General features: G+C 69.5%; 27 protein-coding genes. 15 read left to right on the top strand and 12 right to left on the bottom strand.

What is annotated here, in order from left to right; all coding sequences use genetic code 11:
* Window positions 1-11: 11 nt before the first annotated feature.
* The 9 genes from AC5Y31_RS12875 to AC5Y31_RS12835 all read left to right on the top strand — a co-directional run bounded on the left by AC5Y31_RS12875 (window position 12) and on the right by AC5Y31_RS12835 (window position 8,130).
* Complete coding sequence (locus AC5Y31_RS12875; protein ID WP_499980752.1) at window positions 12-242, top strand: hypothetical protein; 231 nt, start codon at window positions 12-14, stop codon at window positions 240-242.
* A gap of 55 nt (window positions 243-297) precedes the next feature.
* Window positions 298-696 (top strand): nuclear transport factor 2 family protein, encoded by a 399-nt coding sequence (locus AC5Y31_RS12870; RefSeq protein WP_499980750.1) that lies wholly within the window; start codon window positions 298-300, stop codon window positions 694-696.
* A 112-nt stretch (window positions 697-808) separates the two neighbouring features.
* The gene (hemL, locus tag AC5Y31_RS12865) at window positions 809-2,131 is read left to right on the top strand and encodes a glutamate-1-semialdehyde 2,1-aminomutase (protein WP_499980801.1); all 1,323 of its coding nucleotides are present in this window, start codon (window positions 809-811) and stop codon (window positions 2,129-2,131) included.
* The gene (locus AC5Y31_RS12860; RefSeq protein WP_499980749.1) at window positions 2,131-2,733 is read left to right on the top strand and encodes a histidine phosphatase family protein; all 603 of its coding nucleotides are present in this window, start codon (window positions 2,131-2,133) and stop codon (window positions 2,731-2,733) included. The genes hemL and AC5Y31_RS12860 overlap by 1 nt, the downstream gene beginning before the upstream one ends.
* Before the next feature lie 2 nt (window positions 2,734-2,735).
* Complete coding sequence (locus AC5Y31_RS12855; RefSeq protein WP_499980747.1) at window positions 2,736-3,326, top strand: TlpA disulfide reductase family protein; 591 nt, start codon at window positions 2,736-2,738, stop codon at window positions 3,324-3,326.
* Window positions 3,323-4,099 (top strand): cytochrome c biogenesis CcdA family protein, encoded by a 777-nt coding sequence (locus tag AC5Y31_RS12850; RefSeq protein WP_499980746.1) that lies wholly within the window; start codon window positions 3,323-3,325, stop codon window positions 4,097-4,099. Before AC5Y31_RS12855 ends, AC5Y31_RS12850 begins: the two co-directional genes overlap by 4 nt.
* 122 nt (window positions 4,100-4,221) lie before the next feature.
* Window positions 4,222-5,718, top strand: a complete 1,497-nt coding sequence (locus tag AC5Y31_RS12845) for a cytochrome c biogenesis protein ResB (RefSeq protein WP_499980800.1) — start codon at window positions 4,222-4,224, stop codon at window positions 5,716-5,718.
* Window positions 5,719-6,696: a c-type cytochrome biogenesis protein CcsB gene (ccsB, locus tag AC5Y31_RS12840; RefSeq protein WP_499980744.1), complete on the top strand. Its 978-nt coding sequence runs from the start codon at window positions 5,719-5,721 to the stop codon at window positions 6,694-6,696.
* 87 nt (window positions 6,697-6,783) lie between these two features.
* Entirely contained in the window at window positions 6,784-8,130 is a 1,347-nt protein-coding gene (locus AC5Y31_RS12835) for a MinD/ParA family ATP-binding protein (RefSeq protein WP_499980798.1), read from the top strand.
* Between the two features lie 19 nt (window positions 8,131-8,149).
* Here the strand turns inward: AC5Y31_RS12835 and AC5Y31_RS12830 are convergent, their stop codons facing one another.
* Window positions 8,150-8,299, bottom strand: a complete 150-nt coding sequence (locus AC5Y31_RS12830; RefSeq protein WP_109470852.1) for a hypothetical protein — start codon at window positions 8,297-8,299, stop codon at window positions 8,150-8,152.
* 97 nt (window positions 8,300-8,396) lie between these two features.
* Here AC5Y31_RS12830 and AC5Y31_RS12825 point away from each other — a divergent pair, with 97 nt between their 5' ends.
* Entirely contained in the window at window positions 8,397-8,672 is a 276-nt protein-coding gene (locus tag AC5Y31_RS12825; protein ID WP_301636031.1) for a DUF4229 domain-containing protein, read from the top strand.
* A 228-nt stretch (window positions 8,673-8,900) separates the two neighbouring features.
* Here the strand turns inward: AC5Y31_RS12825 and AC5Y31_RS12820 are convergent, their stop codons facing one another.
* Window positions 8,901-9,779: a 1,4-dihydroxy-2-naphthoate polyprenyltransferase gene (locus AC5Y31_RS12820; RefSeq protein WP_065026036.1), complete on the bottom strand. Its 879-nt coding sequence runs from the start codon at window positions 9,777-9,779 to the stop codon at window positions 8,901-8,903.
* A 33-nt stretch (window positions 9,780-9,812) separates the two neighbouring features.
* Here AC5Y31_RS12820 and AC5Y31_RS12815 point away from each other — a divergent pair, with 33 nt between their 5' ends.
* Window positions 9,813-10,589 (top strand): S-methyl-5'-thioadenosine phosphorylase, encoded by a 777-nt coding sequence (locus AC5Y31_RS12815; RefSeq protein WP_065026037.1) that lies wholly within the window; start codon window positions 9,813-9,815, stop codon window positions 10,587-10,589.
* A gap of 5 nt (window positions 10,590-10,594) precedes the next feature.
* Here the strand turns inward: AC5Y31_RS12815 and AC5Y31_RS12810 are convergent, their stop codons facing one another.
* Together AC5Y31_RS12810 and AC5Y31_RS12805 are read right to left on the bottom strand one after the other, a co-directional pair.
* Window positions 10,595-11,329 (bottom strand): cutinase family protein, encoded by a 735-nt coding sequence (locus AC5Y31_RS12810; RefSeq protein WP_499980742.1) that lies wholly within the window; start codon window positions 11,327-11,329, stop codon window positions 10,595-10,597.
* Between the two features lie 84 nt (window positions 11,330-11,413).
* The gene (locus AC5Y31_RS12805) at window positions 11,414-12,895 is read right to left on the bottom strand and encodes a DUF7937 domain-containing protein (RefSeq protein ID WP_082966590.1); all 1,482 of its coding nucleotides are present in this window, start codon (window positions 12,893-12,895) and stop codon (window positions 11,414-11,416) included.
* A 121-nt stretch (window positions 12,896-13,016) separates the two neighbouring features.
* Here AC5Y31_RS12805 and AC5Y31_RS12800 point away from each other — a divergent pair, with 121 nt between their 5' ends.
* On the top strand, window positions 13,017-14,825 hold the full coding sequence (locus tag AC5Y31_RS12800) for a DUF7159 family protein (protein ID WP_499980740.1): 1,809 nt from the start codon (window positions 13,017-13,019) through the stop codon (window positions 14,823-14,825).
* A gap of 18 nt (window positions 14,826-14,843) precedes the next feature.
* Here the strand turns inward: AC5Y31_RS12800 and menE are convergent, their stop codons facing one another.
* From menE to AC5Y31_RS12760, 8 genes are all read right to left on the bottom strand, one after another.
* The gene (menE, locus tag AC5Y31_RS12795) at window positions 14,844-16,025 is read right to left on the bottom strand and encodes an o-succinylbenzoate--CoA ligase (protein ID WP_499980738.1); all 1,182 of its coding nucleotides are present in this window, start codon (window positions 16,023-16,025) and stop codon (window positions 14,844-14,846) included.
* Window positions 15,983-16,285, bottom strand: a complete 303-nt coding sequence (locus AC5Y31_RS12790) for a DUF3349 domain-containing protein (protein ID WP_065024927.1) — start codon at window positions 16,283-16,285, stop codon at window positions 15,983-15,985. The genes menE and AC5Y31_RS12790 overlap by 43 nt, the downstream gene beginning before the upstream one ends.
* A gap of 92 nt (window positions 16,286-16,377) precedes the next feature.
* On the bottom strand, window positions 16,378-16,665 hold the full coding sequence (locus AC5Y31_RS12785) for a hypothetical protein (RefSeq protein WP_065024908.1): 288 nt from the start codon (window positions 16,663-16,665) through the stop codon (window positions 16,378-16,380).
* A complete protein-coding gene (locus tag AC5Y31_RS12780) occupies window positions 16,662-17,945 on the bottom strand; it encodes an inorganic phosphate transporter (RefSeq protein ID WP_065024909.1) in 1,284 nt (427 codons plus the stop codon). The genes AC5Y31_RS12785 and AC5Y31_RS12780 overlap by 4 nt, the downstream gene beginning before the upstream one ends.
* 106 nt (window positions 17,946-18,051) lie before the next feature.
* Window positions 18,052-18,456, bottom strand: coding sequence for a VOC family protein (locus AC5Y31_RS12775; protein ID WP_499980736.1), 405 nt, complete (start codon window positions 18,454-18,456; stop codon window positions 18,052-18,054).
* Complete coding sequence (locus AC5Y31_RS12770; protein ID WP_301631666.1) at window positions 18,456-19,340, bottom strand: SDR family oxidoreductase; 885 nt, start codon at window positions 19,338-19,340, stop codon at window positions 18,456-18,458. The genes AC5Y31_RS12775 and AC5Y31_RS12770 overlap by 1 nt, the downstream gene beginning before the upstream one ends.
* Window positions 19,341-19,372: 32 nt before the next feature.
* Window positions 19,373-20,275, bottom strand: coding sequence for a 1,4-dihydroxy-2-naphthoyl-CoA synthase (locus AC5Y31_RS12765; protein WP_499980735.1), 903 nt, complete (start codon window positions 20,273-20,275; stop codon window positions 19,373-19,375).
* Window positions 20,276-20,302: 27 nt separating this feature from the next.
* Window positions 20,303-21,250, bottom strand: coding sequence for an aldo/keto reductase (locus AC5Y31_RS12760; RefSeq protein ID WP_499980733.1), 948 nt, complete (start codon window positions 21,248-21,250; stop codon window positions 20,303-20,305).
* A gap of 89 nt (window positions 21,251-21,339) precedes the next feature.
* Here AC5Y31_RS12760 and AC5Y31_RS12755 point away from each other — a divergent pair, with 89 nt between their 5' ends.
* The 3 genes from AC5Y31_RS12755 (at window position 21,340) to AC5Y31_RS12745 (ending at window position 24,201) form a co-directional block, all read left to right on the top strand.
* On the top strand, window positions 21,340-21,894 hold the full coding sequence (locus AC5Y31_RS12755) for a TetR/AcrR family transcriptional regulator (protein WP_499980732.1): 555 nt from the start codon (window positions 21,340-21,342) through the stop codon (window positions 21,892-21,894).
* Window positions 21,895-21,974: 80 nt separating this feature from the next.
* Window positions 21,975-22,814, top strand: a complete 840-nt coding sequence (locus tag AC5Y31_RS12750; RefSeq protein ID WP_499980731.1) for an amidohydrolase family protein — start codon at window positions 21,975-21,977, stop codon at window positions 22,812-22,814.
* Window positions 22,815-22,998: 184 nt separating this feature from the next.
* Entirely contained in the window at window positions 22,999-24,201 is a 1,203-nt protein-coding gene (locus tag AC5Y31_RS12745) for a DUF7159 family protein (RefSeq protein ID WP_499980730.1), read from the top strand.
* Window positions 24,202-24,251: the final 50 nt, after the last annotated feature.

Here is a 24,251-nt window from a genome sequence, read left to right as displayed (position 1 = left end):
GAGGATCTGCCATGACCAGCTTGCTGCCGAGAGTTGCGGTTATCCAACCAGACGTTGCGCCGGGGAACACAGCGACGGATGCCGTGCCCGCAGCTCGCCGCCACCACCGGGTCGGCACGACGATGGCAGCGGCAGTCGGCCACATCCACCTTCGGGTGCCGGAGCCACGGCCCGCCTTTCCGCATCTCGAACCCACGTATTTCGAGGTGGCACGGATGGCACGTGAGATGAACCACCTGTGACTGCCGCCGACACCCGTCCAACGACCCGGAAAACCCCCACGGAAGGAGTTTCGAGATGTCAGGGGAGAGAGAGCAGAACAGCCTCGCCGTTATCCAGAACGGCTACCAAGCCTTTGCCGCCGGCGACATCGAAGAGGCGATGAACATGTTCGACGACGACATCGAGTGGGTACAACCCGGCAACAGCGCCGTTAGCGGCACCTACCACGGCAAAGCCGAAGTAGGTCAATTGCTGGCGCGGTTCATGGAGAAGTCGATCACCGCCACGCCTCGTCGCTTCCTCGTCGATGGCGAGATCGTCGTCGCTCTCACCGACGTGGCGGTTGGTGATGAACTCGGCCGAGACGCCGACGTGTTCACCGTCCGCAATGGCAAGACCGTGCGCGTGGACGTGCATACCGATACGGCGCTGATGGAGCGGGTCTACGGCAGCAAGAAACTCGCGGCGCACTAGACGTCCCCCGGGTATGGTGCGCCGCCCGGCGCGGCGAGGGTGACGGAGGGCGCGCACGCATCGGTGGAGGTAACTACACCCTGTAGTTGGTCGCCCCGCGCGAGCTGGGACACTGGTCGTCGTGGATCGTCTCCTTGCGGCATCGGAGCGGCTGTTCGCCGAGGCCTGCGCGGTGATTCCCGGCGGGGTCAACTCGCCCGCCCGCGCGTTCGCCTCGGTCGGCGGCACTCCGCCGTTCATCACCGAGGCCCAGGGCTGCTGGCTCACCGACGCCGACGGCCACCGGTATGCGGACCTGGTCTGCTCCTGGGGCCCGATGATCCTGGGCCACGCCCACCCGGCGGTGGTCGAGGCGGTTCGCGCCGCCGCAGGTGCCGGCCTGTCGTTCGGGGCGCCGACGCGCACCGAGACCGAGCTGGCGGCTGAGATCATTCGCCGGGTGCCCGCGGTGGCGAAGGTCCGGTTGGTCAACTCCGGCACCGAGGCCACCATGAGTGCGCTGCGGCTGGCCCGCGGCTTCACCGGCCGGGCCAAGGTGGTCAAGTTCTCCGGCTGCTACCACGGTCACGTCGACGCGCTGCTCGCCGACGCCGGCTCCGGGGTTGCGACCCTGGCGCTGCCGTCTTCGCCCGGGGTCACCGGCGCCACCGCCGCCGACACGATCGTGTTGCCCTACAACGACATCGACGCCGTCCGCGCGGCGTTCGCGGAATTCGGTGACCAGATCGCCGCCGTCATCACCGAGGCCAGCCCCGGCAACATGGGCGTGGTGCCGCCGGGGCCCGGCTTCAATGCCGCACTACGGGAGATCACCGCCGAGCAGGGGGCGTTGTTGATCATCGATGAGGTGATGACCGGCTTCCGGGTCACCGAAAGCGGTTGGTACGGCGTCGATCCCGTCGAGGCCGACCTGTTCACCTTCGGCAAGGTGATCAGCGGTGGGTTGCCCGCCGCGGCCTTCGGTGGCCGGGCCGAGGTGATGGATCGGCTGGCGCCGCTGGGGCCGGTGTATCAGGCCGGCACCCTGTCGGGGAACCCGGTGGCGGTCGCCGCCGGGCTGGCCACGTTGCGCGCCGCCGACGCCGAGGTTTATGCCGCGCTCGACAAGAACGCCGACCGTCTGACCGCACTGCTGACCGAGGCGTTGACCGGTGCCGGTGTGGCGCACCAGATTCCGCGGGCCGGCAACATGTTCAGCGTGTTCTTCGCCGAGGAACCGGTCAGCGACTTCGCTGCCGCACGCGCAAGTGACACCTGGCGCTTCCCGCCGTTCTTCCACGCCCTGCTGGACGCCGGCGTCTACCTGCCGTGCAGCGCCTTCGAGGCCTGGTTCGTCTCGGCGGCACTGTCCGATGACGCCTTCGAACGGATCGCGGCCGCGCTGCCCAGGGCAGCCGAAGCGGCCCGCGACGCAACCCCGGAGCCGAAACCCTGATGCAGACCCGCGTACACCTGATCCGCCACGGCGAGGTCCACAACCCGGACCGCATTCTCTACGGCCGGATCCCGGGCTTCCGGCTCTCCGAGACCGGCCGAGCCCAGGCCATTGCCGCCGCCGACCTGCTGGCCGATGCCGACATCGTCGCGGTGATCGCCTCGCCGCTGCAGCGCGCCCAGGAGACCGCCGCGCCGATCGCCGCCCGTCACGGGCTGCCGGTCGACACCGACGAAGACCTGATCGAGTCGACCAATATTTTTGAGGGCAAACCGGTTTCGCCCGGCGACGGCGCGTGGCGCAACCCGCGGTACTGGTGGCACCTGCGCAATCCGCTCACCCCGACCTGGGGCGAACCCTATGCCGAGATCGCCGCCCGGATGGCCACCGCGGTGGACAAGGCGCGGTCGCGTGCGGCCGGCCACGAGGTGGTGTGTGTCAGCCACCAGTTGCCGGTGTGGACGGTGCGGCAGCACCTGAGCGGCAAGAGGCTCTGGCACGACCCGCGCCGGCGGCAGTGCGACGTGGGTTCGGTGACCACGCTGATCTTTGACGGTGATCGGCTGGTCGACGTCGACTACCGCGTTCCGTCCGGCGGCTGACGATGCGGGCGGTGCTGATCGCCGGGGCGGTGGCGGCCGCCCTGCTCTCGGGCTGCTCGGTCGGCGACGACGCGGTGACCCACGGCGGCACCTTCGAGTTCGTCTCACCCGGCGGCAAGACCGACATCTTCTACGACCCGCCGGAGGCGCGCGGCCGGCCCGGCCCGATCTCCGGGCCCGACCTGATGGACGCGCAGCGCACCATCGGCGTCGACGACTTCGGCGGACAAGTCGTCGTCATCAACGTCTGGGGGCAGTGGTGCGGGCCGTGCCGCACCGAAATCAGCCAGCTGCAACAGGTTTACGAAGACACCCGCGCCGACGGGGTGGCGTTTCTGGGCATCGACGTCCGGGACCCCGAGCCGCAGGCGTCCCGTGACTTCATCAAAGATCGCGGGGTGACCTACCCGTCGATCTATGACCCGGCGATGCGCACCATGATCGCCTTCGGCGGCCGGTATCCGTCGTCGGTCATCCCGGCGACCATGGTGCTCGACCGGCAGCACCGGGTGGCCGCGGTGTTCCTGCGTGAGGTGCTCGCCGAAGACCTGCAGCCGGTGATCCAGCGGCTGACTGCCGAGGCGCCGCAGTGAGCAGCCTCACCGCCACCGCCACCACCGGCCCGCTGCTGCTGGCCGTCGCGGTGTCGGCGCTGGCCGGGCTGGTGTCGTTCGCCTCGCCGTGCGTGGTGCCGCTGGTGCCGGGCTACCTGTCGTATCTGGCGGCGGTGGTCGGCATCGATGAACGACCGGAGGGCGCACTCCGGCCGCCGCCGTCGGCGAGGTGGCGGGTGGCGGGGTCGGCGGCCCTGTTCGTGGCCGGATTCACCGCGGTGTTCCTGCTCGGCTCGGTCGCCGTGCTGGGCATGACCACCACCTTGATCCGCAATCAGGTGCTGCTGGAGCGGGTCGGCGGCGCGGTGACGATTCTGATGGGACTGGTGTTCATCGGCTTCGTCCCGGCGCTGCAGCGCTCACTGCGATTCACCCCGCAACAACTGTCGACGGTGCTGGGGGCGCCACTGCTGGGCGCGGTGTTCGCGCTGGGCTGGACCCCGTGCCTGGGGCCGACGCTGACCGGGGTGATCGCGGTCGCCTCGGCCACCGACGGCGCCGGCGTGGCCCGCGGGGTGGTGCTGGTGATCGCCTACTGCCTGGGACTGGGCATTCCGTTCGTGGCGCTGGCGTTCGGTTCGGCCAGTGCGGTAGCCGGGTTGGGCTGGCTGCGCCGGCACACCCGGGCCATTCAGATCGCCGGCGGGGTGCTGCTGATCGCGGTCGGATTGGCGTTGATCACGGGCGTGTGGAGCCACTTCGTGGCCGCGGTGCGCGACGGGCTGGTCTCCGACGTCAGGCTGCCGATCTGATGGTCACTTCCAAACCGCGAGCAGACGTGAAAGCCCCCAAAACGGGCCGCTCTGGGGGGCTTTCGCGTCTGCTCGGCGGGGTGGCTGCCCGGGGCCGCAACACCTGGCGGGCGTTGACGTCGATGGGCACCGCGCTGGTGCTGCTGTTCCTGCTCGCGCTGGCGGCGATCCCCGGGGCACTGCTGCCGCAACGCAACCTCAACGCCGCCAAGGTCGACGAGTACCTGGCGCTGCACCCGGTGCTCGGGCCGTGGCTGAACCGGCTGGAGGCGTTCGACGTCTTCTCCAGTTTCTGGTTCACCGCCATCTACGTGCTGCTGTGCATCTCGCTGATCGGCTGCCTGACCCCGCGGACCCTCGAGCACCTGCGCAATCTGCGCGCCAGCCCGGTCGCCGCGCCGCGCAATCTGGCCCGGCTGCCCAAACACGCCGAGACGCAACTGGCCGGCGATGCCGACGAGCTCGGCGCCCAGCTGGCCGGGCGGCTGCGCGGCTGGCGGCGGATCAGCCGCACGCAGGACGGCACCGTCGAAATCTCCGCAGAGAAGGGCTATCTGCGCGAATTCGGCAACCTGGTCTTCCATTTCGCGCTGCTGGGCCTGCTGGCCTCCGTCGCGGTCGGCCGGCTGTTCGGCTACGAGGGCAACGTGATGGTCATCGCCGACGGCGGGCCCGGGTTCTGCTCGGCATCCCCGGCCGCGTTCGACTCGTTCCGCGCCGGCACCACCGTCGACGGCACCCGGCTGCACCCGATGTGCATCCGGGTCAACGACTTCGAGGCCAACTATCTGGTCTCCGGGCTGGCCACCTCGTTCACCGCGCACATCGACTACCAGGTCGGCGAGGACCTGCGCGCCGACCGGTGGCGCCCGTACCTGCTGGAGGTCAACCATCCGCTGCGGGTGGGCGGCGTCCGGGCCTACCTGCAGGGGCACGGCTACGCCCCCACCTTCACGGTGATCTTCCCGGACGGGCAGACCCGCACCCAGACCGTGCAGTTCCGCCCCGACGACCCGCTGACCCTGTTGTCGTCGGGTGCAGTGCGCATCGACCCGCCGGCTGGCACTTATCCCGACGCCCGCGAACGCCGCAAGCACCAGATCGGGATCCAGGGCCTGTTCGCCCCTACCGCGGAGCTCGACGACGGGCTGCTGTCGTCGGCGTTCCCGGCACTGCGCGACCCGGCGGTGGCGGTCGATGTCTACCGCGGTGACACCGGCCTGGACACCGGCCGCCCGCAGGGGCTGTTCACGCTGGATTCCCGGCTGATCCATCAGGGCCGGATGACCAAGGTGGCCCGGTCCAACCTCAAGCCCGGCGAGGAGATCCGCCTCGACGACGGCACCCGCGTGCGCTTCGACGGCGCCGTGCCGTTCATCAACATCCAGGTCTCCCATGACCCGGCCGCGGTGTGGGTGCTGGTGTTCGCGATGACGATGATGGCCGGGCTGGTGGTGTCGCTGGCGGTGCGCCGGCGCCGGATCTGGATCCGGATCTCCCCGGCGGGACAGGCCGGTACGGTGAACGTCGAGCTGGGCGGGCTGGCCCGAACCGACAACTCCGGCTGGGGTGACGAATTCGAGCGATTGAGCACGCGGCTGTTCGGCAAGGAGAGCTAGATGAACACCACCCACATCGACGTCGGGCTGGCCCGCTACTCCGACTGGGCCTTCACCTCGGCGCTGATCGTCCTGGTCATCGCACTGCTGCTGCTGGCCGTCGAACTGGCCTACAGCCGCGCCCGCACCCCCGCCGAGGCCGAGCTGGTGGCCGCCGGGAATGTGACCGCCGACAGCGCCACTCCCGGGGTGGTGGCGCCCGCGGCGCGGCGGCCGTTCGGGGAGCGGGTGGGCCGCGCCGGGCTGGCCCTGGTCTACCTGGGCATCGCCATGCTGCTGGCCTGCATCGTGTTCCGCGGCGCGGCCACCCTGCGCCCGCCGTGGGGCAACATGTACGAGTTCATCAATCTGACCTGCTTCTCCGGGCTGGTCGCCGCCGCTGTCGCGCTGCGCCGTCCGCAACACCGCAGCCTGTGGGTGTTCGTGCTGCTGCCGGTGCTGATCCTGCTGACGGTCTCGGAGCGCTGGCTTTATGCCACCGCCGCCCCGGTGATGCCGGCGCTGCAGTCCTACTGGCTGCCGATCCATGTCTCGGTGGTCAGCATCGGCTCGGGGGTGTTCCTGGTGGCAGGTGTGGCCAGCATCCTGTTTTTGGTGCGGTGCTCGCGGCTGAGCGACCCCGAGACCCCGGGCGCGCTGGCCCGGATGGCCCGCCGGTTGCCGGACGCGCAAACCCTGGACCGCATCGCCTACCGGACGACGATTTTCGCCTTCCCGGTGTTCGGCTTCGGAGTGATCTTCGGCGCAATCTGGGCCGAAGGTGCGTGGGGCCGCTACTGGGGCTGGGACCCCAAGGAGACGGTGTCGTTCGTCGCCTGGGTCATCTACGCCGCCTACCTACATGCCAGGTCGACGGCCGGGTGGCGCGACTACAAGGCGGCCTGGATCAACGTCGCGGGGTTCGTGGCGATGATCTTCAACCTGTTTTTCGTCAATCTGGTGACCGTGGGCCTGCACTCCTATGCCGGAGTCGGCTAACGCTGCTGACAGATACGCTTAAAGCGCCTGCGCTACCCTGCGCTTACAGACGTCCACCGACTCGACCCAACCACCGTGATGGGGGAGATATCAGTGTCTGACCATGCACCGGGTGATGCCACCCAGGGCCACGACGTGACCGATCATCCGACCACCCAGTTCCGGCCGTATCAGCAGGTCGCCGGGGCCGACGACGCTGCTGCGGGCAACCCGGACACCGGGGAGTTCAGCCGGCAGGCGGAGGGCACACAGGGCGCTGAAGGGTCGGAGACCCGGTCTTTCGGCGGGTTCCGCACCGAACGCCGGTTCTCCGAACCGCTGGACCCGTGGCCGGCGCCCGCCGAGACCCAGGCCCACCAGCAGCAGTGGAACCCCGGCCCGGCGACCTGGGTGCCGCAGCCGATGGAGAACCCGGCGCCGGTCTACTACGGCGGTCCGGGTAACGCCCCGAGCGGCGGCAGCGCCCCGTATCGCCCCGCAGAACCCATCGCACCCTTCTCAGACCTGTCCACCACGTCACTGCTGCGGCAGGTCAAGCCGCCGCCCACGTCCGGCTGGCGCCGGCTGCTCTACGTGGCCTCCGGCCAGCTGATCAACGTCGGGGAGAGCCCGCGCACCGCCCGCTACAACGACCTGGTGGTGCAGGTCAACCGGCCGCTGCAGGGCTGTCACCGGATCGCGGTGCTGTCCCTGAAGGGCGGCGTCGGCAAGACCACCATCACCGCGACGCTGGGGGCCACCTTCGCGTCCATCCGCGGCGACCGGGTGGTGGCCGTGGACGCCAACCCCGACCGGGGCACGCTGAGCCAGAAGGTGCCGATGGAGACCCCGGCGACGGTGCGTCACCTGCTGCGCGACGCCGACGGCATTCAGCGCTACAGCGACGTCCGCAGCTACACCAACCAGGGGCCCAGCCGGCTTGAGGTGCTGGCCTCGGAGAGCGACCCGGCGGTGTCGGAGGCGTTCAGCGCCGAGGACTACGCCCGCACGCTGCAGGTGCTGGAGCGGTTCTACAGCCTGGTCCTGACCGACTGCGGCACCGGCCTGATGCACTCGGCCATGTCGGCGGTGCTGGCCAAGGCCGACACCATGATCGTGGTGAGCTCCGGTTCGGTCGACGGCGCCCGCAGCGCCTCGGCGACGCTGGACTGGCTGGACGCGCACGGCCACGAGGAGCTGGTGCGCAATTCGATCGCGGTCATCAACGCGGTGCGGCCCCGCGGCGGCAAGGTCGACATGCAGAAGGTGGTCGACCACTTCTCCCGGCGGTGCCGCGCGGTGCGACTGGTGCCGTTCGACCCGCACCTGGAGGAGGGCGCCGAGATCGATCTGATGCGTCTGAAGCGGGAGACCAAAGAGGCGCTCGTCGAGCTGGCGGCCATCGTCGCCGAAGCCTTCCCGGGCGACGACCGGTTCAACCAGCACTTCGTCTAGAGCCGGGGCGTCTGTCGTCTTACGGCTGGTTGTCGCCGTGGCTGAGCTGCCACAAGAAGTCCGGGTCGTCGTCCGGCCCGATGACGCGCGTCTTCGGCCGCGCGCGGCTGGCGCGCAGACCGAGGTAGATCAGTGTCCCTAGGGTCAGGACGAGGAGCAGGTAGAGCACTCGCGACACCTCCTGGCGCCGAATATACCGTTAGCGCCGCCGGAGTCCCTGGGACCCGACAGTAGGCTTGGTGAGCGTGACAGCGGGTCGAGGCCGGATGGGCCGTGCGGTAGTCGATGTGATGGTGTACACGGCGGCGCGCCTGGCGCTGGTAGCGGTGCTGAGCGTGGTGATCTACGGGCTGGGGCGGCTGATCGGGCTCAGCGACTTCCCGCCGGTGGTCGCGGTGCTCTTGGCGTTGATCATCGCGCTGCCGTTGGGCATCTGGATCTTCACTCCGCTGCGCCGGCGGGCCACCGCCAGCCTGGCCGAGGCCGGCGAGCAGCGCCGGCTCGACCGCGAGCAGTTGCAGGCCCGGCTGCGCGGGGAGTGACTGAGCCGCCCGGCCGGAGCCGCCCGCCCACGCTGCCCCTTTTTTCGTCATGCGTCACGCCGGTCACTTGCGCACCGTGAGCGCGGGGATGGGATGTTTCTCAAAACGATTGCGTTTGCGCTATCACCGAGCGGTTCACTCAGCGTTGATAGCGCCCGCGATATCCAATTCGAGAAGATGTGCATCCTCCGGAGCTGGGGCTCCTGGGGCCCGTGGGATCTGGCCAAGTCACGCCAGCCCCAGCGCCACCGCCTCCGCGATCGCCCACACCAGCATCGCCAGCCCGGTGTCGCGCAGCACCGGAATCAACGCCACGCCGCCCTGACCCGAGCGCACCGGTGCCATCGCCCGCAGTGCCAGCGGGGTGGCGATGAACCCGGCCGCGCACCACGGGGTGGCCCGCATCAGCGCCAGCGTCAGAACCGCGGCCAGCGCCAGCAGCAGCTGAAACAGCACCCGGGTACGGGCGTCGCCGAGCCGCACCGCCAGGGTGATCTTGCCGGCCGGCTTGTCGGTGGCGATGTCGCGCAGATTGTTGGCCACCAGCACCGCCGAGGACAGCGACCCGACACCGACGGCCAGCGCCGCCCCGACCCAGTCCACCCGCAGCGCCTGGGTGTACTGGGTGCCCAGCACCGCGACCAGGCCGAAGAACACGAACACCGCCACCTCGCCGAGGCCGGCGTAGCCGTACGGGCGCGACCCGCCGGTGTACAGCCACGCCCCGGCGATACAGGCCGCGCCCACCGCCAGCAGCCAGGGGGAGCTGACCAGGGCCAGCGCCAAACCGGCCAGCGCCCCCACCGACAGCGCGGTGATCGCCGCGGCCAGCACCGCGCGCGGGGCGGCCAGCCGTGAGCCCACCAGCCGCAACGGGCCGGTCCGGTCGTCGTCGGTGCCGCGGATGCCATCGGAGTAGTCGTTGGCGAAGTTCACCCCGATGATCAATGCGACCGCGACGGTCAGCGCCAGCAGCGCCTTCCACCACACCGCAGCACCCAGCCAGGCCGCCGCGCCGGTTCCGGCGATCACCGGGGCGATCGCGTTGGGCAGGGTCCGGGGACGCGCACCTTCGATCCACTGTGCAAAGCTGGCCTTTTGCGACATGGGCACGATCTTTGCACGCGGGAGGAGCACGAGTTGCTGGGCGTGATCGGCGGTAGCGGCTTCTATTCGTTCTTCGGGGACGACGCGCGCCGCGTGCCCTGCGACACCCCCTACGGCACGCCCAGTGCGGAGATCACCGTCGGCACCGTCGGCGGCCACGAGGTCGCGTTCCTGCCGCGCCACGGCGAACGACACGAGTACTCCGCGCACACCGTGCCCTACCGGGCGAACCTGTGGGCCCTGCGGGCGCTGGGGGTACGGCGCATCCTGGCCCCGTGCGCGGTCGGCAGTTTGACACCCGAGCTGCCACCCGGCTCGGTGGTGGTGCCCGATCAACTGGTGGACCGTACCTGGGGCCGTGCCGACACCTACTTCGACGACGGCGGCGTGCACGTCGAATTCGCCGACCCGTACTGCCCGACGCTGCGGAGGGCGATGGTCGGCCTGCCCGACGTCGTCGACGGCGCCACCATGGTGGTGATCCAGGGGCCGCGGTTCTCCACCCGCGCCGAAAGCCAGTGGTTTGCCGCCGCGGGTTTCCGCCTGATCAACATGACCGGTTATCCCGAGGCGGTGCTGGCTCGCGAGCTGGAAATGTGTTACGCCGCACTAGCGTTGGTGACCGACCTGGACGCCGGTGTCGATGTCGGCAGTGGCGTGAAGACCGTCGACGTGTTCGCTGAATTCCAGAAGAACATCGAACCGTTCAAAAAGCTGGTGCACCAAGGTATCGAGCGGCTCGACGACGAGCGCAGCTGCACGCACTGTCTGGCGCACGAGGGCGTCGAATTGCCGTTCGAGCTGCCTTAGCGCGCTCAGAGGTGCGCGGCCGCGAACTCGGCGCCCTGCTCCGTCATCCCGTTGGCGCCGTACGTCGCGTGCGCGAACGGTGGCCCGCCGGCCGTTGCGCCGTTGCAGATGGTGTCGCCGTCGGCGCACAGCTGCAAGGTCTTGGGCTGATACAGCGGGCCGATCCGGATCGGCGGTGCACCGTTGGGTGCCAAGAACTCCGCCGATGGCGTGCCGAACAAGACCACCGCGGCGACGTGGTTGGCCACCGACGCCGGCATCGGCTGCGGGATGTAGGAGCGGTAGTCGGCGGGCACTTCCTTGGGGATCTCGGCCGAGGTGGTGTAGCCGGCCAGCGCCGCGCCCTGCGAGAAACCACCGAGCACGATCCGGGTCTTGGGGCAGCTCGCGGCGGTGCCCTCGATGTGGGTGGCGGCATCCCGGATCCCGTCGACGACGGTGCGGGCGAAGTCGACGCCGCCGCCGAAGTCGCTGCTGGCGGCGTAGTTGACCGGATACACCTCCAGCGATCGTTCACCGACCCGGCCGCGTAGCGCGTCGACGAAGGCTTGGCCGAAGCCCCCGACGCCGGGTGGTTCGCCGGTGCCGCGGGCGAACACCACTTCCACGTCCGGACACGGCTCCGCTGAGACCGGCGCGACACCCGGGGCCACCAGTGCGGCGCCGCTGATCACCAGCACGGCGCCCAGATACCGGGCGAGGGGACGGGCCTTCATCGCGATCAATGCAGTGACGTACATCGTGGACCCTCATTCGTATCGTCCGCCCGACCGGGGCTGATCCCCCGGTGCCCTGCACATGCAGGAGCTAAAGCGCAGTGACGGCTACCCGGGCTCGGTGTTCGATAAACGCCCTGGTGCTGACGTGCCGGCGCCGACCGGATCGTCGGCTCCCCGGTAGATCTTCGGACCGCCGGCGGCTGAGGGCGCCGTCGAGTTCTCCGACCGGAAGATGTGCGGTGCGCCGCGACCACCGGGTTTGGGGCGGTCGTCGGCGGGCAGGGCCAGGCGGCCGGCGATAATCGCGACGCCCAGGGCGCACAGCGCCAGCACGCACAGCACCACGTCGAAGGTGCTGGTGATCTGCTGGGCGAGCCCGTTCCCGTAGACGGGGTTCGCCAAGGCCTCGGCCCGTTGCCAGTCCGCCAGCCGCGGCGCCAGCCCGATGCCCACCACGAGGCGGGCGATCGTGAACCCGAACAGGACCGCGGCCACCGACCACAGCGCGGCCGCCGGAAGCGACCGATTGCCCAGGTTGATCCGCAGCCAGATCGCCACCACCGCGGTCACCACGTCGAAAGATGCCATCGCCGCGCTGTCGTAGGGCGAACGCGGCAGATCCAGAGCGGCCGCGACCGCGAGGTCGTTGACGCGCATCAACGCCGACCCCAGGCACCAGACGATGATGAGCAGCAACGTATTCCGGGTCGCGCCCAGCCAGGTTGTCGCCGATACGTCGCGCACCGCGGCCACCGCGAAGATCGCCGCCGCGGCCACCCACACCAGATAGCCCTCGAACCCGACGCCGGCGGTGGAGGTGTTCTGCGCGATACCGTGAAAGCCGTCGATGATCCGGCCCACGGGCAGCGCCCACACCAGGACGCCGGCAAGCAGGGTGGCGCCGCCGAGCATCACCACACCGAGCTGGGATGCCTTGTCGCGCCGCAGAATCCAGCGCGATGCGGTAAGCACTGCGATCCACGCCACCAGCCCGTACACCAGAGCGGTCACGATGATTCCGACGTGCTGCGTACCGAAGTCGCCCGCCGAGTGCGAGCCGGGCAGGGCGTAGCGCACCCGCCAGTACAGGTTGAACAGCACACTCAAGGCGGCGCCGGCGATCGCGGCGGAGCCCAGAACACGGGCCCCGCGTCTCCAGAATCGGACCGGCCCGGCCAGCACCGGTTGCCCGGCGAGCAATGCGCCGGTGACCCCCAGCCACGCGCCGGGACCCACACCGCCGGGCGGCTTCGCGCTGCCGCCGTATCGGATGGTCTGCACCACGTCGGCGATCACGACACCCAGTACCAGCAACAGGTACGGCGCACTGAGCAACCGGCGCAGCTGTCCGGCCAAAGCCGGGTTGGGGTGCGCGCCGAGCAGCGCCCAGGGGCCGACATAGGTCACGGCGACCGACCCCAGCGCGAGCACCGTTGCGGCGGCCAGCACCGCCAGCAACCTGGTGTCGCTGCCGGGGATTCCGGCCCCGAAGTACAGGCTCCAGGGCAACGCCGGCGCGACGCAGAGCAGCACCACGGCGGTCACGTCACGGCCGATGTTCCAGCGCCTGGTCGACTCGGCGATCACCTGCTCACCATAACCGCGCGCCGGCCGGGCACCGCTGATCAGCGAAGATCGGCGCCGCTGCGCTGTCGGTTCGCGCGGCTAAACTGGCTGATCGAAGTGTCGGGCGGAAGGAGTCGCGCAGATGGATGTCGCGCTGGGCGTCTCGGTCACCGGCGCGCTGGCCCGCCTGGCGCTGGTGGAATCGGATGCCTACGGCGACGCCGTGCTTGACGAGTCGATGCTCGATCTGACCCAGGATCCGGTCGGAACGCTGGCCGAGACGGTGACCGGAACGCACCGGATGTTGGCCGACGAAGGCCATCGGCTGGCCGCCACGCGGCTGTGCTGGCCGGACCCGGAATTGCTGGCCGATCTTCGCCGGGCCCTCGACCAAGCCGGAGTCGAGAACGTCTCCGAGCAGACCCATGCGCGTTCGGCAGTGGCGTTGGCGCGCAACGTTTCGGGCGAGGACGGCGAGACGTCCATGCTGCCGGCCCCCGGCGGGGAGGCGACGATGGCCGCACCGGCGGCGGTCGCTGAGCCGACCATGGCGGCGGCCGCGCTGCCCGACCTCGACGCCGCGGATGCAGCGGCCACCGCCGCGGTAGCGCCGGTGGACAGCGCAGAGCCCGAACAGCAGCTGGCGTACTCCCTCACCGACGACGACTCCGAGTTGCTGCCGGTGGAGTACGCCGAAGGCGACTACGACTACGACGACGACGCCGAGACAACCTCAGTCGACGAGTTCGACGTCGCGCCGCCACCGGTGGGTCGCGCACTTCTGGTGGGCAGCACGGTCGGTGGGATCCTCGTGGCCGGGTGCGCCGCCCTGGCGGTGGCGGTCACGATCGGTATCCGCCCGACCGCCGCGGCCACCCAGGTGCAGCCACCGGTGCTGGCGGAACCGCTGCAGCCCCAACCGGTGCCGGGCAACTTCATGCCCGCGCTGCCGGCTCCGAAACCGGTGTCGGTGCCTGCTCCTCAAGTTCCGATTCCGAACCCCGTTGTGGCGCCGGTGGTTCCGACGCCCCCGGCTGCGGTTTCGCCACCGCCGGTCGTTGCCCCGGTGCTGCCGCCTGTCGCACCCTCGGCGCCGGCGGTGATCCCGTTCCCGATTCCGATCCCGATCATCACCGGACCCATCGGCGGCGGCGGTGGGGGGCTGGGTGGCTCCGGCGGCAGCGGTGGCGGTGGCGGTGGCCTGGGCGGCTGGGGCGGCAGCGATGGCGGGGGAGACGCCGGGTCCAGTGGCGGTCATACCGGCAGTAGCCATCCCGGCGGAGATAACAGCTCCGGTGGCGACGCCGGCTCCGGTGGCAGTGGTTCTGGTGGTAGCAGCTCGGGTGGTAGCGGATCCAGCGGTAGCGGCTCGGGTGGCACAGGTACGGATGAAAGCCATTCCGGTGGCAGCGATTCGGGCGGCAGTGGTGCGGGCGGCAGTGGTTCAGGCGGCAGCGATTCGGGTAGCAGCGGTTCCGGGAGCAGTGGTTCGGGCGGAAGCCATTCCGGCAGTACCGGCTCCGGTGATGATGAGGGGAGCACCGGCAGCTCCGGTAATAGCCCGGGCGGGTCGGGCAGTAACCCAGGCGGGTCGGACGACAGCGACACGGGTGGACATTCCGGCGGGTCCGGTGGTACATCCAGCGGGTCGGGTAGCTCGGGGTCGGGTAGTGAGTCCGGCGGGTCCGGGAGCAGCGGATCCAGCACTGGTAGCTCCGGTAGTGATTCAAGTAGCTCCGGCGGTGGCGGTTCCGGCAGTAGCGGGGCGGGCAGTGACTCGGGCGGGTCGAGCAGCAGCGGTTCCGGCAGTAGCTCCGGGGGTTCGGATAGCAGCGGTTCCAGCGGTGGCTCGAGCGGTGGCTCCAGCGGCGGTTCCAGCGGTGGCTCGAGCAGTGGCTCCAGTGGCGGTTCGAGTGGTGGTTCCAGTGGTGGTTCCAGTGGCGGCGACTGACGTCACGCGGGAGTCACATCAGCGAGAAAACTGACGCTCCAACGCTTTCCGGTCCAGCTTTCCGATCCCCAACCGCGGCAACTCGACCACGACGTGCAACTCGCGCGGGGCGGCCGTGGCGTCCAGTGATGCCGCGACGTAAGCACGCAACTCCTCCAGGGTCGGCGGCGTGACACCGGCCACCACCACCGCGGCCACCACCCGCTGGCCCAGCCGATCGTCGGCGATCCCGAACACCGCGCAGTCCGCCACCGCCGGATGGGTCGACAACACCGCTTCCACCGGTCCGGGTAGCACGGTCAACCCCCCGGTGCTGATCGCGTCATCGGCCCGCCCCAGCACGCGCAGACGTCCCGATTCATCAAGGGCCCCAACGTCATTAGTGTGGAACCAGCCCGGTTCGGCGAACGGGTCGGGGTCGACGCGATTGCGGTAACCGCGGGCCAGCGTCGAGCCGCCGATCGCGATCCGCCCGTCTGAGCCGATCCGCACCCGAACCCCCGGCAGTGGCACACCGTCGTAGATGCACCCGCCGGCGGTCTCGCTCATGCCATAGGTGCGCACCACGCGCACGCCCGCACCAGCGGCGGCGTCCAGCACCGGTTGCGGCGCCGGCCCCCCGCCCAGCAGGACCGCATCCAGTTCGGCCAACGCCGCCGTTGCAGCGGGAGCCTGAAGCGCCTTGGCAAGTTGAGTGGCCACCAGCGAGGTATAGCGCCGCCCGGACCCGAGTGCCGCGACGGCCGCCGGGAGTTGCTCGATATCGAAACCCGTTGCCACGTCCAGCTGTACCGGGGTGGTGCCGGCCAGCAGGCTGCGCACCATGACCTGGATTCCGGCGATGTGGTGCGGCGGCAACGCCAGCAGCCAGCGGCCCGGACCGCCCAGCCGGTCCTGGGTGGCGGCCGCACTGGCCAGCAGCGCCGCACCGGTCAGCAGTGCCCCCTTGGGCGTTCCGGTGGTTCCCGACGTCGTCACCACCAGCGCGACATCGTCATCGACCGGTTCCCCCACCCGCAGTGCCGCCAGGACCGAGGGATCGCTCTCGGGGGCAACCGGCGTCAGCGCGGCGTCGCGGCCGTCCAGGACGGCCTGCAGCGCGGGCAGCAGCGTCGACACCGCACCGTCGGAGGGGACGACCAGTGCACGCAACCCGGCTATGGCGTTGCTCCGCCGGTGGGGGCGTCGTCGAGCAGCCATCCCTTGGCGGCCAACCGTTCTCGCACCCGGTCGATGTCCTCGGGGGAGGGCAGTTCGTTGGTGAGGCGGGCGATCAGCACGCCGATGTCGACGTGGTCGAATTCGCCGCGGCCGATCAGTTCTCCGGCGACGGCCTTGACCTCGTCGTTGGTCAGCCGCCGCGACAACAGCGCCAACAGCGGGATGTAGTCGGTCTGCGGGACACCGTCGGGATATCCGGCGCGCAGCCAGGCAACGATCGAGGTGAGAAATTTGTTCATACCCGACTTCCCCGCGCTGACACCCGGCATGTCCGGACCGATATTACGTCGAATCGAGTCCGAAGACGTTCGTCCCAGCCGCACGACCTGGGCTATGCCGGTTTGGCCCCGAGCAGGTACCAGCCGAAGTGATGCCCCAGGAAGTCGCGGGCGATGAACAGCACACCGATGACCACCACGGCCAGCACCAGCAGGAAGATCGCCCAGCTGAGTGCGATCAGCGCCGGCCGCTTTGCGCTCGCGGTGCCCTCAGCGGTGTGACTGCTGCCGACGGCGTTGACCCGCACCCCGACCGCGAACAGCGCCGGTAGTGCCCCGCCGACCAGCAGGCCGAACACCAAGATTTTCAGGGTCGCGCTGTAGTTGAACCACTCGCTCATGACCGGACGACTTCGCGCGCCGTGGGTTCGTCGTCGGTGACGACGGTCAACTGCGGCACCTGGGGGGCGGCGTCGAACGCCGTCCGGAGGGCCTGCTCGACCAGCGGGCTCTGCGCCGGTACCGGCACGTGGCTGTCCAGGTCGGCGAGGCCGCCGGTCAGGCTGCCGTCCCACTCGGCGTTGACGTTGTTGTGGTCGATGCGCGACCGGCGCGACCGCAGCCAGATCGCCAAGATGGCGGTGATCAGCAGCGCTACGCCGATGATGATTCCGGGGAAGCCCCCGATCCCGTGGACCAGCCCGTACGCGCCGGAGCCGACCGCGCCGGCCATCGGCAGCGTGACCAGCCAGGCTGACGCCATCCGGCCGGCGACGCTCCAGCGCACCTGGGCACCCGGCTTGCCGACACCGCTGCCCAGCACCGACCCGGTGGCCACCTGGGTGGTGGACAGCGAGTAGCCGAAGTGGCTGGACAGCAAGATGACCGCGGCGGCGGCCGACTCGGCGGCCATGCCTTGAGGCGGTTTGATCTCGACCAGGCCCTTGCCCAGGGTGCGGATGATGCGCCAGCCGCCGGTGTAGGTGCCGGCCGCCATCGCGAGCGCGCAACTGACGATCACCCACAGCGGTGGCAGCGTCGCCGACGTACTCACCGCGCCGTAGGACATCAACGCCAGGAAGATCACGCCCATGGTCTTCTGCGCGTCGTTGGTGCCGTGCGCCAGAGACACCAGCGCGGCCGAGCCGATCTGGCCGCGCTGGAACACCTTTTCGGAATGCTTCTCGTCGACGTTGCGGGTGATGCGGTAGACCAGCCAGGTGCCGACGGAGGCGATCAAGGTGGCGATCACGGTGGCCACCACCGCCGGAACCAGCACCTTGGAGACAACGCCGCTCCAGATCACGCCGTGCCCGCCGACGGCGGCGATCATCGCCCCCACGATCCCGCCGATCAGCGCGTGCGAGGAACTGGACGGAATGCCGAGCAGCCAGGTCAACAGGTTCCAGACGATGCCGCCGACCAGTCCGGCGAAGACCAGTTCCAAGCTCACCAGGTGGGCGTCCACCAGACCCTTGGCGATCGTCGCCGCGACGGCGGTCGACAGAAAGGCGCCGAGCAGGTTCAGGCACGCCGACATGGTGACCGCCGCCTTGGGCTTGAGTGCACCGCTGGCGATCGACGTCGCCATCGCATTGCCGGTGTCATGGAAGCCGTTGGTGAAGTCGAAGGCGAGCGCCGTGACCACCACGATGATCAAAAGGAACAGATCAAGGCTCACGAGAGCATCACAGCGCCAATTCTGGCGACCGACGGTGCTGTTGTCTAACGATCACCCGCCCGAAATGCCGGTGTACTTCGAGACGTTCCGAAGTGTTCGCCTGCTGTTAACCTTCCGCGCGTTTGTCCTGGCGGGTGTCTCGGCGCAGCGGGTGATCGGCGGGAACCTCCACGAAGATCAGGGTGGTGCCGTCGGGATCAGTGACATGCATCTCGTGCAGTCCCCACGGTTCGCGGCGGGCGGTTCGGGCGATCGGGACGCCGCGGCTCTCCAGTTCGGACTGGGTGGCGGCGACGTCGCGGACCTGCAGCCACAGTGCTCCCGGAAACGGCGCTTCTGGGCGCTCGGGGTTGCCGTGGCCGGCCAGTTCGATCAGCGACTGCCCGGCGTAGAACACCATCCCGGCGCCGTAGTCGCGGGCGATCGCCAGCCCGATCTCGTCGCGGTAGAAGCGCAGCGAGCGCTGGTAGTCGGTGGGCCGGAGCAACACCCGGCTGGCCAGAATCTCCATCAGCCCTCGACTGGCTCGATCCGGTTCCGCTTGACGATGGCGGTGGCCCAACCGGCGTTGAGGTTGTCCAGTGCGCGAAACGCCAGCGCGAGCCGCGGCGCGATGCGGATCGGGCGATATCTGGCCGCGTCGATCATCCAGGCGCCGGCCTCCTCAGCGGTGAGTCCGGGCTTGCCCTGGAATGCCGCGGTGGGCGCGATCATCGGGGTCTTCACCAGCGGGTAGTACAGCGTGGTGGACTGCACGCCGTAGCGGGCCCACTCGCTGTCGATAACCCTGCTCACCGCGCTCAGCGCCGACTTGGAGGCGTTGTACACCCCGAACAGTGGGGAGGAGTCGGTGAAGACGCCCCAGGTGGCGACGTTGATGATGTGGCCGTCGCCGCGCTCGCGCATCCCCGGGGCGAACCCGCGGATCAGCCGCAGCGGCGAGTAGTAGTTGAGCTGCATGGTCCGTTCGACGTCGTGCCAGCGGTCCAGGGATTCGGCCAGCGGACGGCGGATGGAGCGTCCGGCGTTGTTGACCAGGATGTCCACTCCGCCGAACCGTTCGTCGACGTCCTTGACCAGGCCGTCGACGGCGTCCAGGTCCGACAGGTCGCATGCGATGGCGTGGGCCGTGCCGCCGGCGTCGGTGATCCGCTGGACGAGCGCCTCCAGGTTCTCTTGGCGCCGGGCCACCGCGATCACAGTGGCCCCCGCTTTACCGAACTGTTCGGCGCCGGCCTCGCCGATGCCCGACGACGCGCCGGTCACCAGCACCCGCTTGCCGGCGAGGTCGATCAGCTTGGCGCCGGGCCGGTGCATCAGTTGTGCGGCGACCGGGGGACGCATGGTCGCGAGCGTGAGCTGATCGGTCAGGCGGCGTAACGGGCTCTTGCTCATGGATAGCCACTCTATGCGGGCGAAGCGTCCGCTCAGAAGTAGCGCGGGAAGGCGCTCCAGTCCGGGTCGCGCTTCTCCAGGAACGCATCGCGGCCCTCGACGGCCTCATCGGTCATGTAGGCCAGTCGGGTCGCCTCGCCGGCGAACAGCTGCTGGCCCACCAGCCCGTCGTCGAGCAGGTTGAAGGCGAACTTCAACATGCGTTGGGCCTGAGGCGATTTGCCGTTGATCTCCTTGGCCCACTGCACGCCGGTGGCCTCCAGCTCGGCGTGGTCGACGACCTCGTTGACCGCACCCATGTGGTGCATCTGCTCGGCGGTATAGGGCCGCCCCAGGAAGAAGACCTCGCGGGCGAACTTCTGCCCCACCTGCCGCGCCAGATACGCCGAGCCGTAGCCGCCGTCGAAGCTGCCGACGTCGGCGTCGGTCTGCTTGAAGCGCGCGTGCTCACGACTGGCCAAGGTCAGGTCGCACACCACGTGCAGGCTGTGCCCGCCGCCGGCCGCCCAGCCGTTGACCAGGCAGATCACCGGCTTGGGCATGAACCGGATCAGCCGCTGAACCTCCAGGATGTGCAACCGGCCGGCCCGGGCGGCATCCACGGTGTCCGCCGTCTCGCCGCTCGCATACTGGTAGCCGCTGCGGCCGCGGATGCGCTGGTCCCCGCCGGAGCAGAACGCCCAGCCGCCGTCTTTGGGGGAGGGCCCGTTGCCGGTCAGCAGCACCACGCCGACGTCCGAGGACATCCGGGCGTGATCGAGCGCCTGATAGAGCTCGTCGACGGTGTGCGGACGAAATGCGTTGCGCACCTCGGGGCGGTTGAACGCGACCCGCACCGTGGCGTCGGTGACGTGGCGGTGGTAGGTGATGTCGGTCAGGTCGGCGAAGCCGTCCACCGGTCGCCAGATGCTCTCATCGAACGGGTTGCTGCTCACGTCTGCGACCGTACCGGGGCTCCGCGGTCAGGTCGCGGTGGCTTCCCGGAACGCTTCGCGCACGCTCGCGGCGTAGTCCGGTCCCTGCCCCGGTGCGGTGATCGCATCCAGGCGGGCGATGGCGTCGTCGCTCAACACGATGTCGGCCACCTGCATGTTCTCCTCCAGGTGCGCGATCGATCCGGTACCGGGAATCAGCAAGGTGTTCGCCGAGGTGGTCAGCAGCCAGGCCAGACCGATCTGGGCCGGTGTGGCGCCGAGTTCGCCGGCGATCTCACGGACGACGGCGTTGTCGGTGACTTTCGGGAGGCCGGGGAACGCCGAGCCCAGCGGGAAGTAGGGCACCCAGGCGATGCCTTCGTCGGCGCAGAAGTCGAGCGCCTCTTCCTGCGAGCGGTCCAGCAGGCTGTAGGCGTTCTGCACGCAGACGATCCCGGCCGGCAGGGCCCGCTGCACCACGTCCAGGCCCACGCTGCTGATGCCGATCGCGGCGATCTTGCCCTCGTCGCGCAGCGCGATCATCTCGGCCAGCTGATCGTCCAGGCCGACGTTCTGGTCGCCCTCCGGGATGGGGGCGGGGCCGAGATCGTAGCGCCGCAGGTTGACCACCGGCACGGTGTCCAAACCCAGTTGGCGCAGGTCGTTTTCGACGGCGGCGCGCAACTCGGCCGGTTTCTGAGCGGCGGTCAGCGGGACCGGGCCGACGCCGGTATAGGCAGCGCCGACCTTGCTGACGATGACGAGCTCGTCGCGGTAGGGCGCAAGCGCCTTGCGGATGCGGTGGTTGACCTCGCCGCCGGCGTAGAACGACGCGGTGTCGATGTGATTGACGCCGAGTTCCAGCGCCCGGCGCAGGACCGCCACAGCGTCGTCGGCGGTGATCCTCTCATCGAGCTGCATGGCGCCGTAGCCGACGCGGGCCACCTGGCGCGTGCCGATTCGGCCGGGGCCACCGGGCGGGAGTTGCTCTGTCATGGTGCTCCTGTTGGCGGGAAGTGAGACACTGGCTATATGCGGAGGGCCCTCCGCTTCGTCAGCGTAGCAGAAACGGAGGTTCCTCCGCTTTGGTTGGGAAATGTCGCGCCGATGCGCGCCGCAACCGGGAGCGGCTGCTGGCCGCCGCCGCCGCGGCATTCGGCGGCTCCGGCGGGAGCCCGGTGCCGCTGGAGTCGATCGCCCGCGAGGCCGGGGTGGGGATCGGCACCCTCTACCGCCACTTTCCCAACCGCGAGGCGCTCGTCGAGGCCGTCTACCGCGCCGAGTTGGGTGACGTCGCGGCCGTCGCCGGACAATTGCTCACCCGCCACCCGCCCAAGGTTGCGCTGCGACGCTGGATGGATCGCTACGCCGTCTTCGTCGCGGCCAAGCGCGGCATGGCCGAATCTTTGCGCGCCATCGTCGAATCCGGTGCCATGACGCCCAACGACACCCGCGAGAGCATCGTCGGCGCGGTCGACCTGCTGCTGCGCGCCGGCGCCGACGACGGCAGCCTGCGCGCCGACGTGCGGGCCGACGATGTGGTCTCCAGCCTGGTCGGCATCTTTTTGACCAGCGCTTCACCCGAGCAGACCGGCCGCCTACTCGACCTCTTGGTTGCGGGAGTGGCCGCCACCGACTGACCACGGTGGTTCAGCGAGGCTCGACGGAGGAGAGGCGAAGCTGGGACCGCCGCTTGGCCAGGGTGACTACGGTAAAGACGATGACGATCGACGTGTGGATGCAGCACCCGACCCGCCGCTTCCTGGCTGACGACATGTTGGCGTCGCTGCGACGCTGGACCGGTGGGGCAATGCCCGACGAGGAGATTCCCATCGAGGCCACCGTGTCCGCGATGGACAGCGCGGGTGTGGATTTCGGTCTGCTGAGCGCATGGCGCGGACCCAACGGCATGGATCTGGTCTCCAATGACGAAGTCGCCGAATGGGTCCGGGCGCACCCGAGCCGCTTCGCCGGACTGGCGACCGTCGACCTGGATCGCCCGATGGAGGCCGTGCGCGAGCTGCGCCGCCGGATTAATGACGGGTTCGTCGGCCTGCGGGTGGTGCCCTGGCTGTGGAATGCGCCGCCCACCGACCGGCGCTACTATCCGCTGTTCGCCGAATGTGTCGAACTCGGCGTCCCGTTCTGCACCCAGGTCGGCCACACCGGCCCGCTGCGACCGTCGGAGACCGGGCGCCCGATTCCCTACATCGACCAAGTGGCACTGGACTTTCCCGAACTGGTCATCGTGGGCGGGCATGTCGGCTATCCCTGGACCGAGGAGATGGTCGCTGTGGCCCGCAAGCACGAGAACGTCTACATCGATACCTCGGCCTACACCACCAAGCGGCTGCCCGATGAGCTGATCAGGTTCATGAAAACCCGGACCGGGCAACGAAAAGTGTTGTTCGGCACCAACTATCCGATGATCATGCACGGTCACGCGCTGGATGGTCTGGATGATCTCGGGCTCGCTGACGAGGCGCGGGCGGATTATCTGCACGGCAATGCCGCGCGGGTTTTCAAGCTGGGTGGCGTGCCGTCGGCGCCGATGAGGTAGTTGTCCGTCGAGTGCGGTTCGGACCAACGGGCAAGCAACTGCGGCCGACGTGGTCGGTCCCCGACTCGGGGCTGTGTCTTCCGATCAGCGACTGCCCGGCGGCCAAGAGCAAGGCGGTCCCGCTACAGTTAGGCGAGGGTAGCCTAATCCGGGGGGTTTAGGCGGTAGTGCCAGGGGGATGTCGGTGGGCGCTGTACTGGGGATATCGCTGTCTGCGACGCGCGCGGGCGTGGTCGTTCTCGAAGGGGTCGGGGCTGATGCGCGGACGGTGATCCGCGACGCGGTCGCCGTGTCTGCGGGAGGACTGGATGTTGTTGTGGCCGCTGTCGCGCAGGCCGTGCGCACCGCAGCGAGCCGCGGCTACGCGATGCAGGCGGCTGGGCTGACCAGCACGACGGACGCCGAGCAGTATGCGTTGGACTTGGCAGGGCTGTTAGCAGATTCGGACATTGCAGAGATCGTGATGTTCGAGCCGGCCGACGCTGTGGCGGCGCTGGCCGAGGTGGTCGCCTCGAGCAGACGATCTCAGCGCGCGACCGTCAGCCTGATCGCCGAGGACCAAACCATCGCGGTGCTGGCCGATGACCGAGACGGCGCGCACCATACCGCTGTCTCCGAGCACCACGACGACGACGCGGCGTTGGTATCGCTGGACCAACTCGTCGCCGACTGGGTACCGGGTGCTGTGTTCGTGATGGTCCCGCATGGCCTCGTGGCCGAAGGCTTCCCGGAGCGGCTTGAGCGCGCTCTCGCGCCGCGAATGATTGCGCTGATCGATGCCGAGCTGGGGTTGGCCCGCGGGGCGGCGCTCGCGGCCGGAAACGCAGCCCTCGGCGGTGACATAGTCGTCGACGAGCCGACCGTTCCTATGCGACAACGGCTCCACCGCGCCGATGCGCTGTTGGTAGCCGCCGTGGCGGTGACGTTGTTGCTGGCAGCGATGACGATCGTGCTGGTGCGCGGGGCTCTGTTCGGGGCCGAACCGCCGGCGCAGGCGAGTGTCGGTGCTGCCGGCAACGAGACCCAGCAGAGCCGCCAGGCTCCGCTGCCGCCCTCTTCCGCTGGGGCGCCGCCGATTTCGGCAGAGGAGGACTCCGTTGTGGTGCCACCGGTTTCGGCTCCGGCGCAGGCCGAACCTCGAATCGCCGAAGCCGGTGAGGCGCAGCTCCGAAAGATGACCGAGCCGATCGCCGAATCGGGCCCCGTGCCGGTTGCGCCGCCTGATGCGGCTCCGTCGCCGCCGGCACCCGTCGAGGAACCGGCACCGTCGCCGATCCAGGATGCGATCACATTTGTGGAACAGACCTTCGGCATCGATGTCGACAATGACGGCCTGATCAGTGGCCGCCCAGCAACACCGGCGCCGGATCCCGAGCGCGCTCCATAGCGGCCATGACATAACCAGTTTGCCGGCCCGGCCCACTTCCACCTGGCGCA

It is taken from the genome of Mycobacterium sp. NGS18, assembly GCF_059813185.1.
This window is presented reverse-complemented; position numbering and strand designations above follow the sequence as displayed.

Bases quoted from the DNA above. Each gene is read 5' to 3' on its own strand.
- AC5Y31_RS12875 (WP_499980752.1), top strand. From the start codon at position 12: ATGACCAGCTTGCTGCCGAGAGTTGCGGTTATCCAACCAGACGTTGCG.
- AC5Y31_RS12870 (WP_499980750.1), top strand. From the start codon at position 298: ATGTCAGGGGAGAGAGAGCAGAACAGCCTCGCCGTTATCCAGAACGGC.
- AC5Y31_RS12860 (WP_499980749.1), top strand. From the start codon at position 2,131: ATGCAGACCCGCGTACACCTGATCCGCCACGGCGAGGTCCACAACCCG.
- AC5Y31_RS12855 (WP_499980747.1), top strand. From the start codon at position 2,736: ATGCGGGCGGTGCTGATCGCCGGGGCGGTGGCGGCCGCCCTGCTCTCG.
- AC5Y31_RS12845 (WP_499980800.1), top strand. From the start codon at position 4,222: ATGGGCACCGCGCTGGTGCTGCTGTTCCTGCTCGCGCTGGCGGCGATC.
- ccsB (WP_499980744.1), top strand. From the start codon at position 5,719: ATGAACACCACCCACATCGACGTCGGGCTGGCCCGCTACTCCGACTGG.
- AC5Y31_RS12825 (WP_301636031.1), top strand. From the start codon at position 8,397: ATGGGCCGTGCGGTAGTCGATGTGATGGTGTACACGGCGGCGCGCCTG.
- AC5Y31_RS12820 (WP_065026036.1), bottom strand. From the start codon at position 9,779: ATGTCGCAAAAGGCCAGCTTTGCACAGTGGATCGAAGGTGCGCGTCCC.
- AC5Y31_RS12810 (WP_499980742.1), bottom strand. From the start codon at position 11,329: ATGTACGTCACTGCATTGATCGCGATGAAGGCCCGTCCCCTCGCCCGG.
- AC5Y31_RS12800 (WP_499980740.1), top strand. From the start codon at position 13,017: ATGGATGTCGCGCTGGGCGTCTCGGTCACCGGCGCGCTGGCCCGCCTG.
- menE (WP_499980738.1), bottom strand. From the start codon at position 16,025: ATGGCTGCTCGACGACGCCCCCACCGGCGGAGCAACGCCATAGCCGGG.
- AC5Y31_RS12790 (WP_065024927.1), bottom strand. From the start codon at position 16,285: ATGAACAAATTTCTCACCTCGATCGTTGCCTGGCTGCGCGCCGGATAT.
- AC5Y31_RS12785 (WP_065024908.1), bottom strand. From the start codon at position 16,665: ATGAGCGAGTGGTTCAACTACAGCGCGACCCTGAAAATCTTGGTGTTC.
- AC5Y31_RS12775 (WP_499980736.1), bottom strand. From the start codon at position 18,456: ATGGAGATTCTGGCCAGCCGGGTGTTGCTCCGGCCCACCGACTACCAG.
- AC5Y31_RS12770 (WP_301631666.1), bottom strand. From the start codon at position 19,340: ATGAGCAAGAGCCCGTTACGCCGCCTGACCGATCAGCTCACGCTCGCG.
- AC5Y31_RS12760 (WP_499980733.1), bottom strand. From the start codon at position 21,250: ATGACAGAGCAACTCCCGCCCGGTGGCCCCGGCCGAATCGGCACGCGC.
- AC5Y31_RS12750 (WP_499980731.1), top strand. From the start codon at position 21,975: ATGACGATCGACGTGTGGATGCAGCACCCGACCCGCCGCTTCCTGGCT.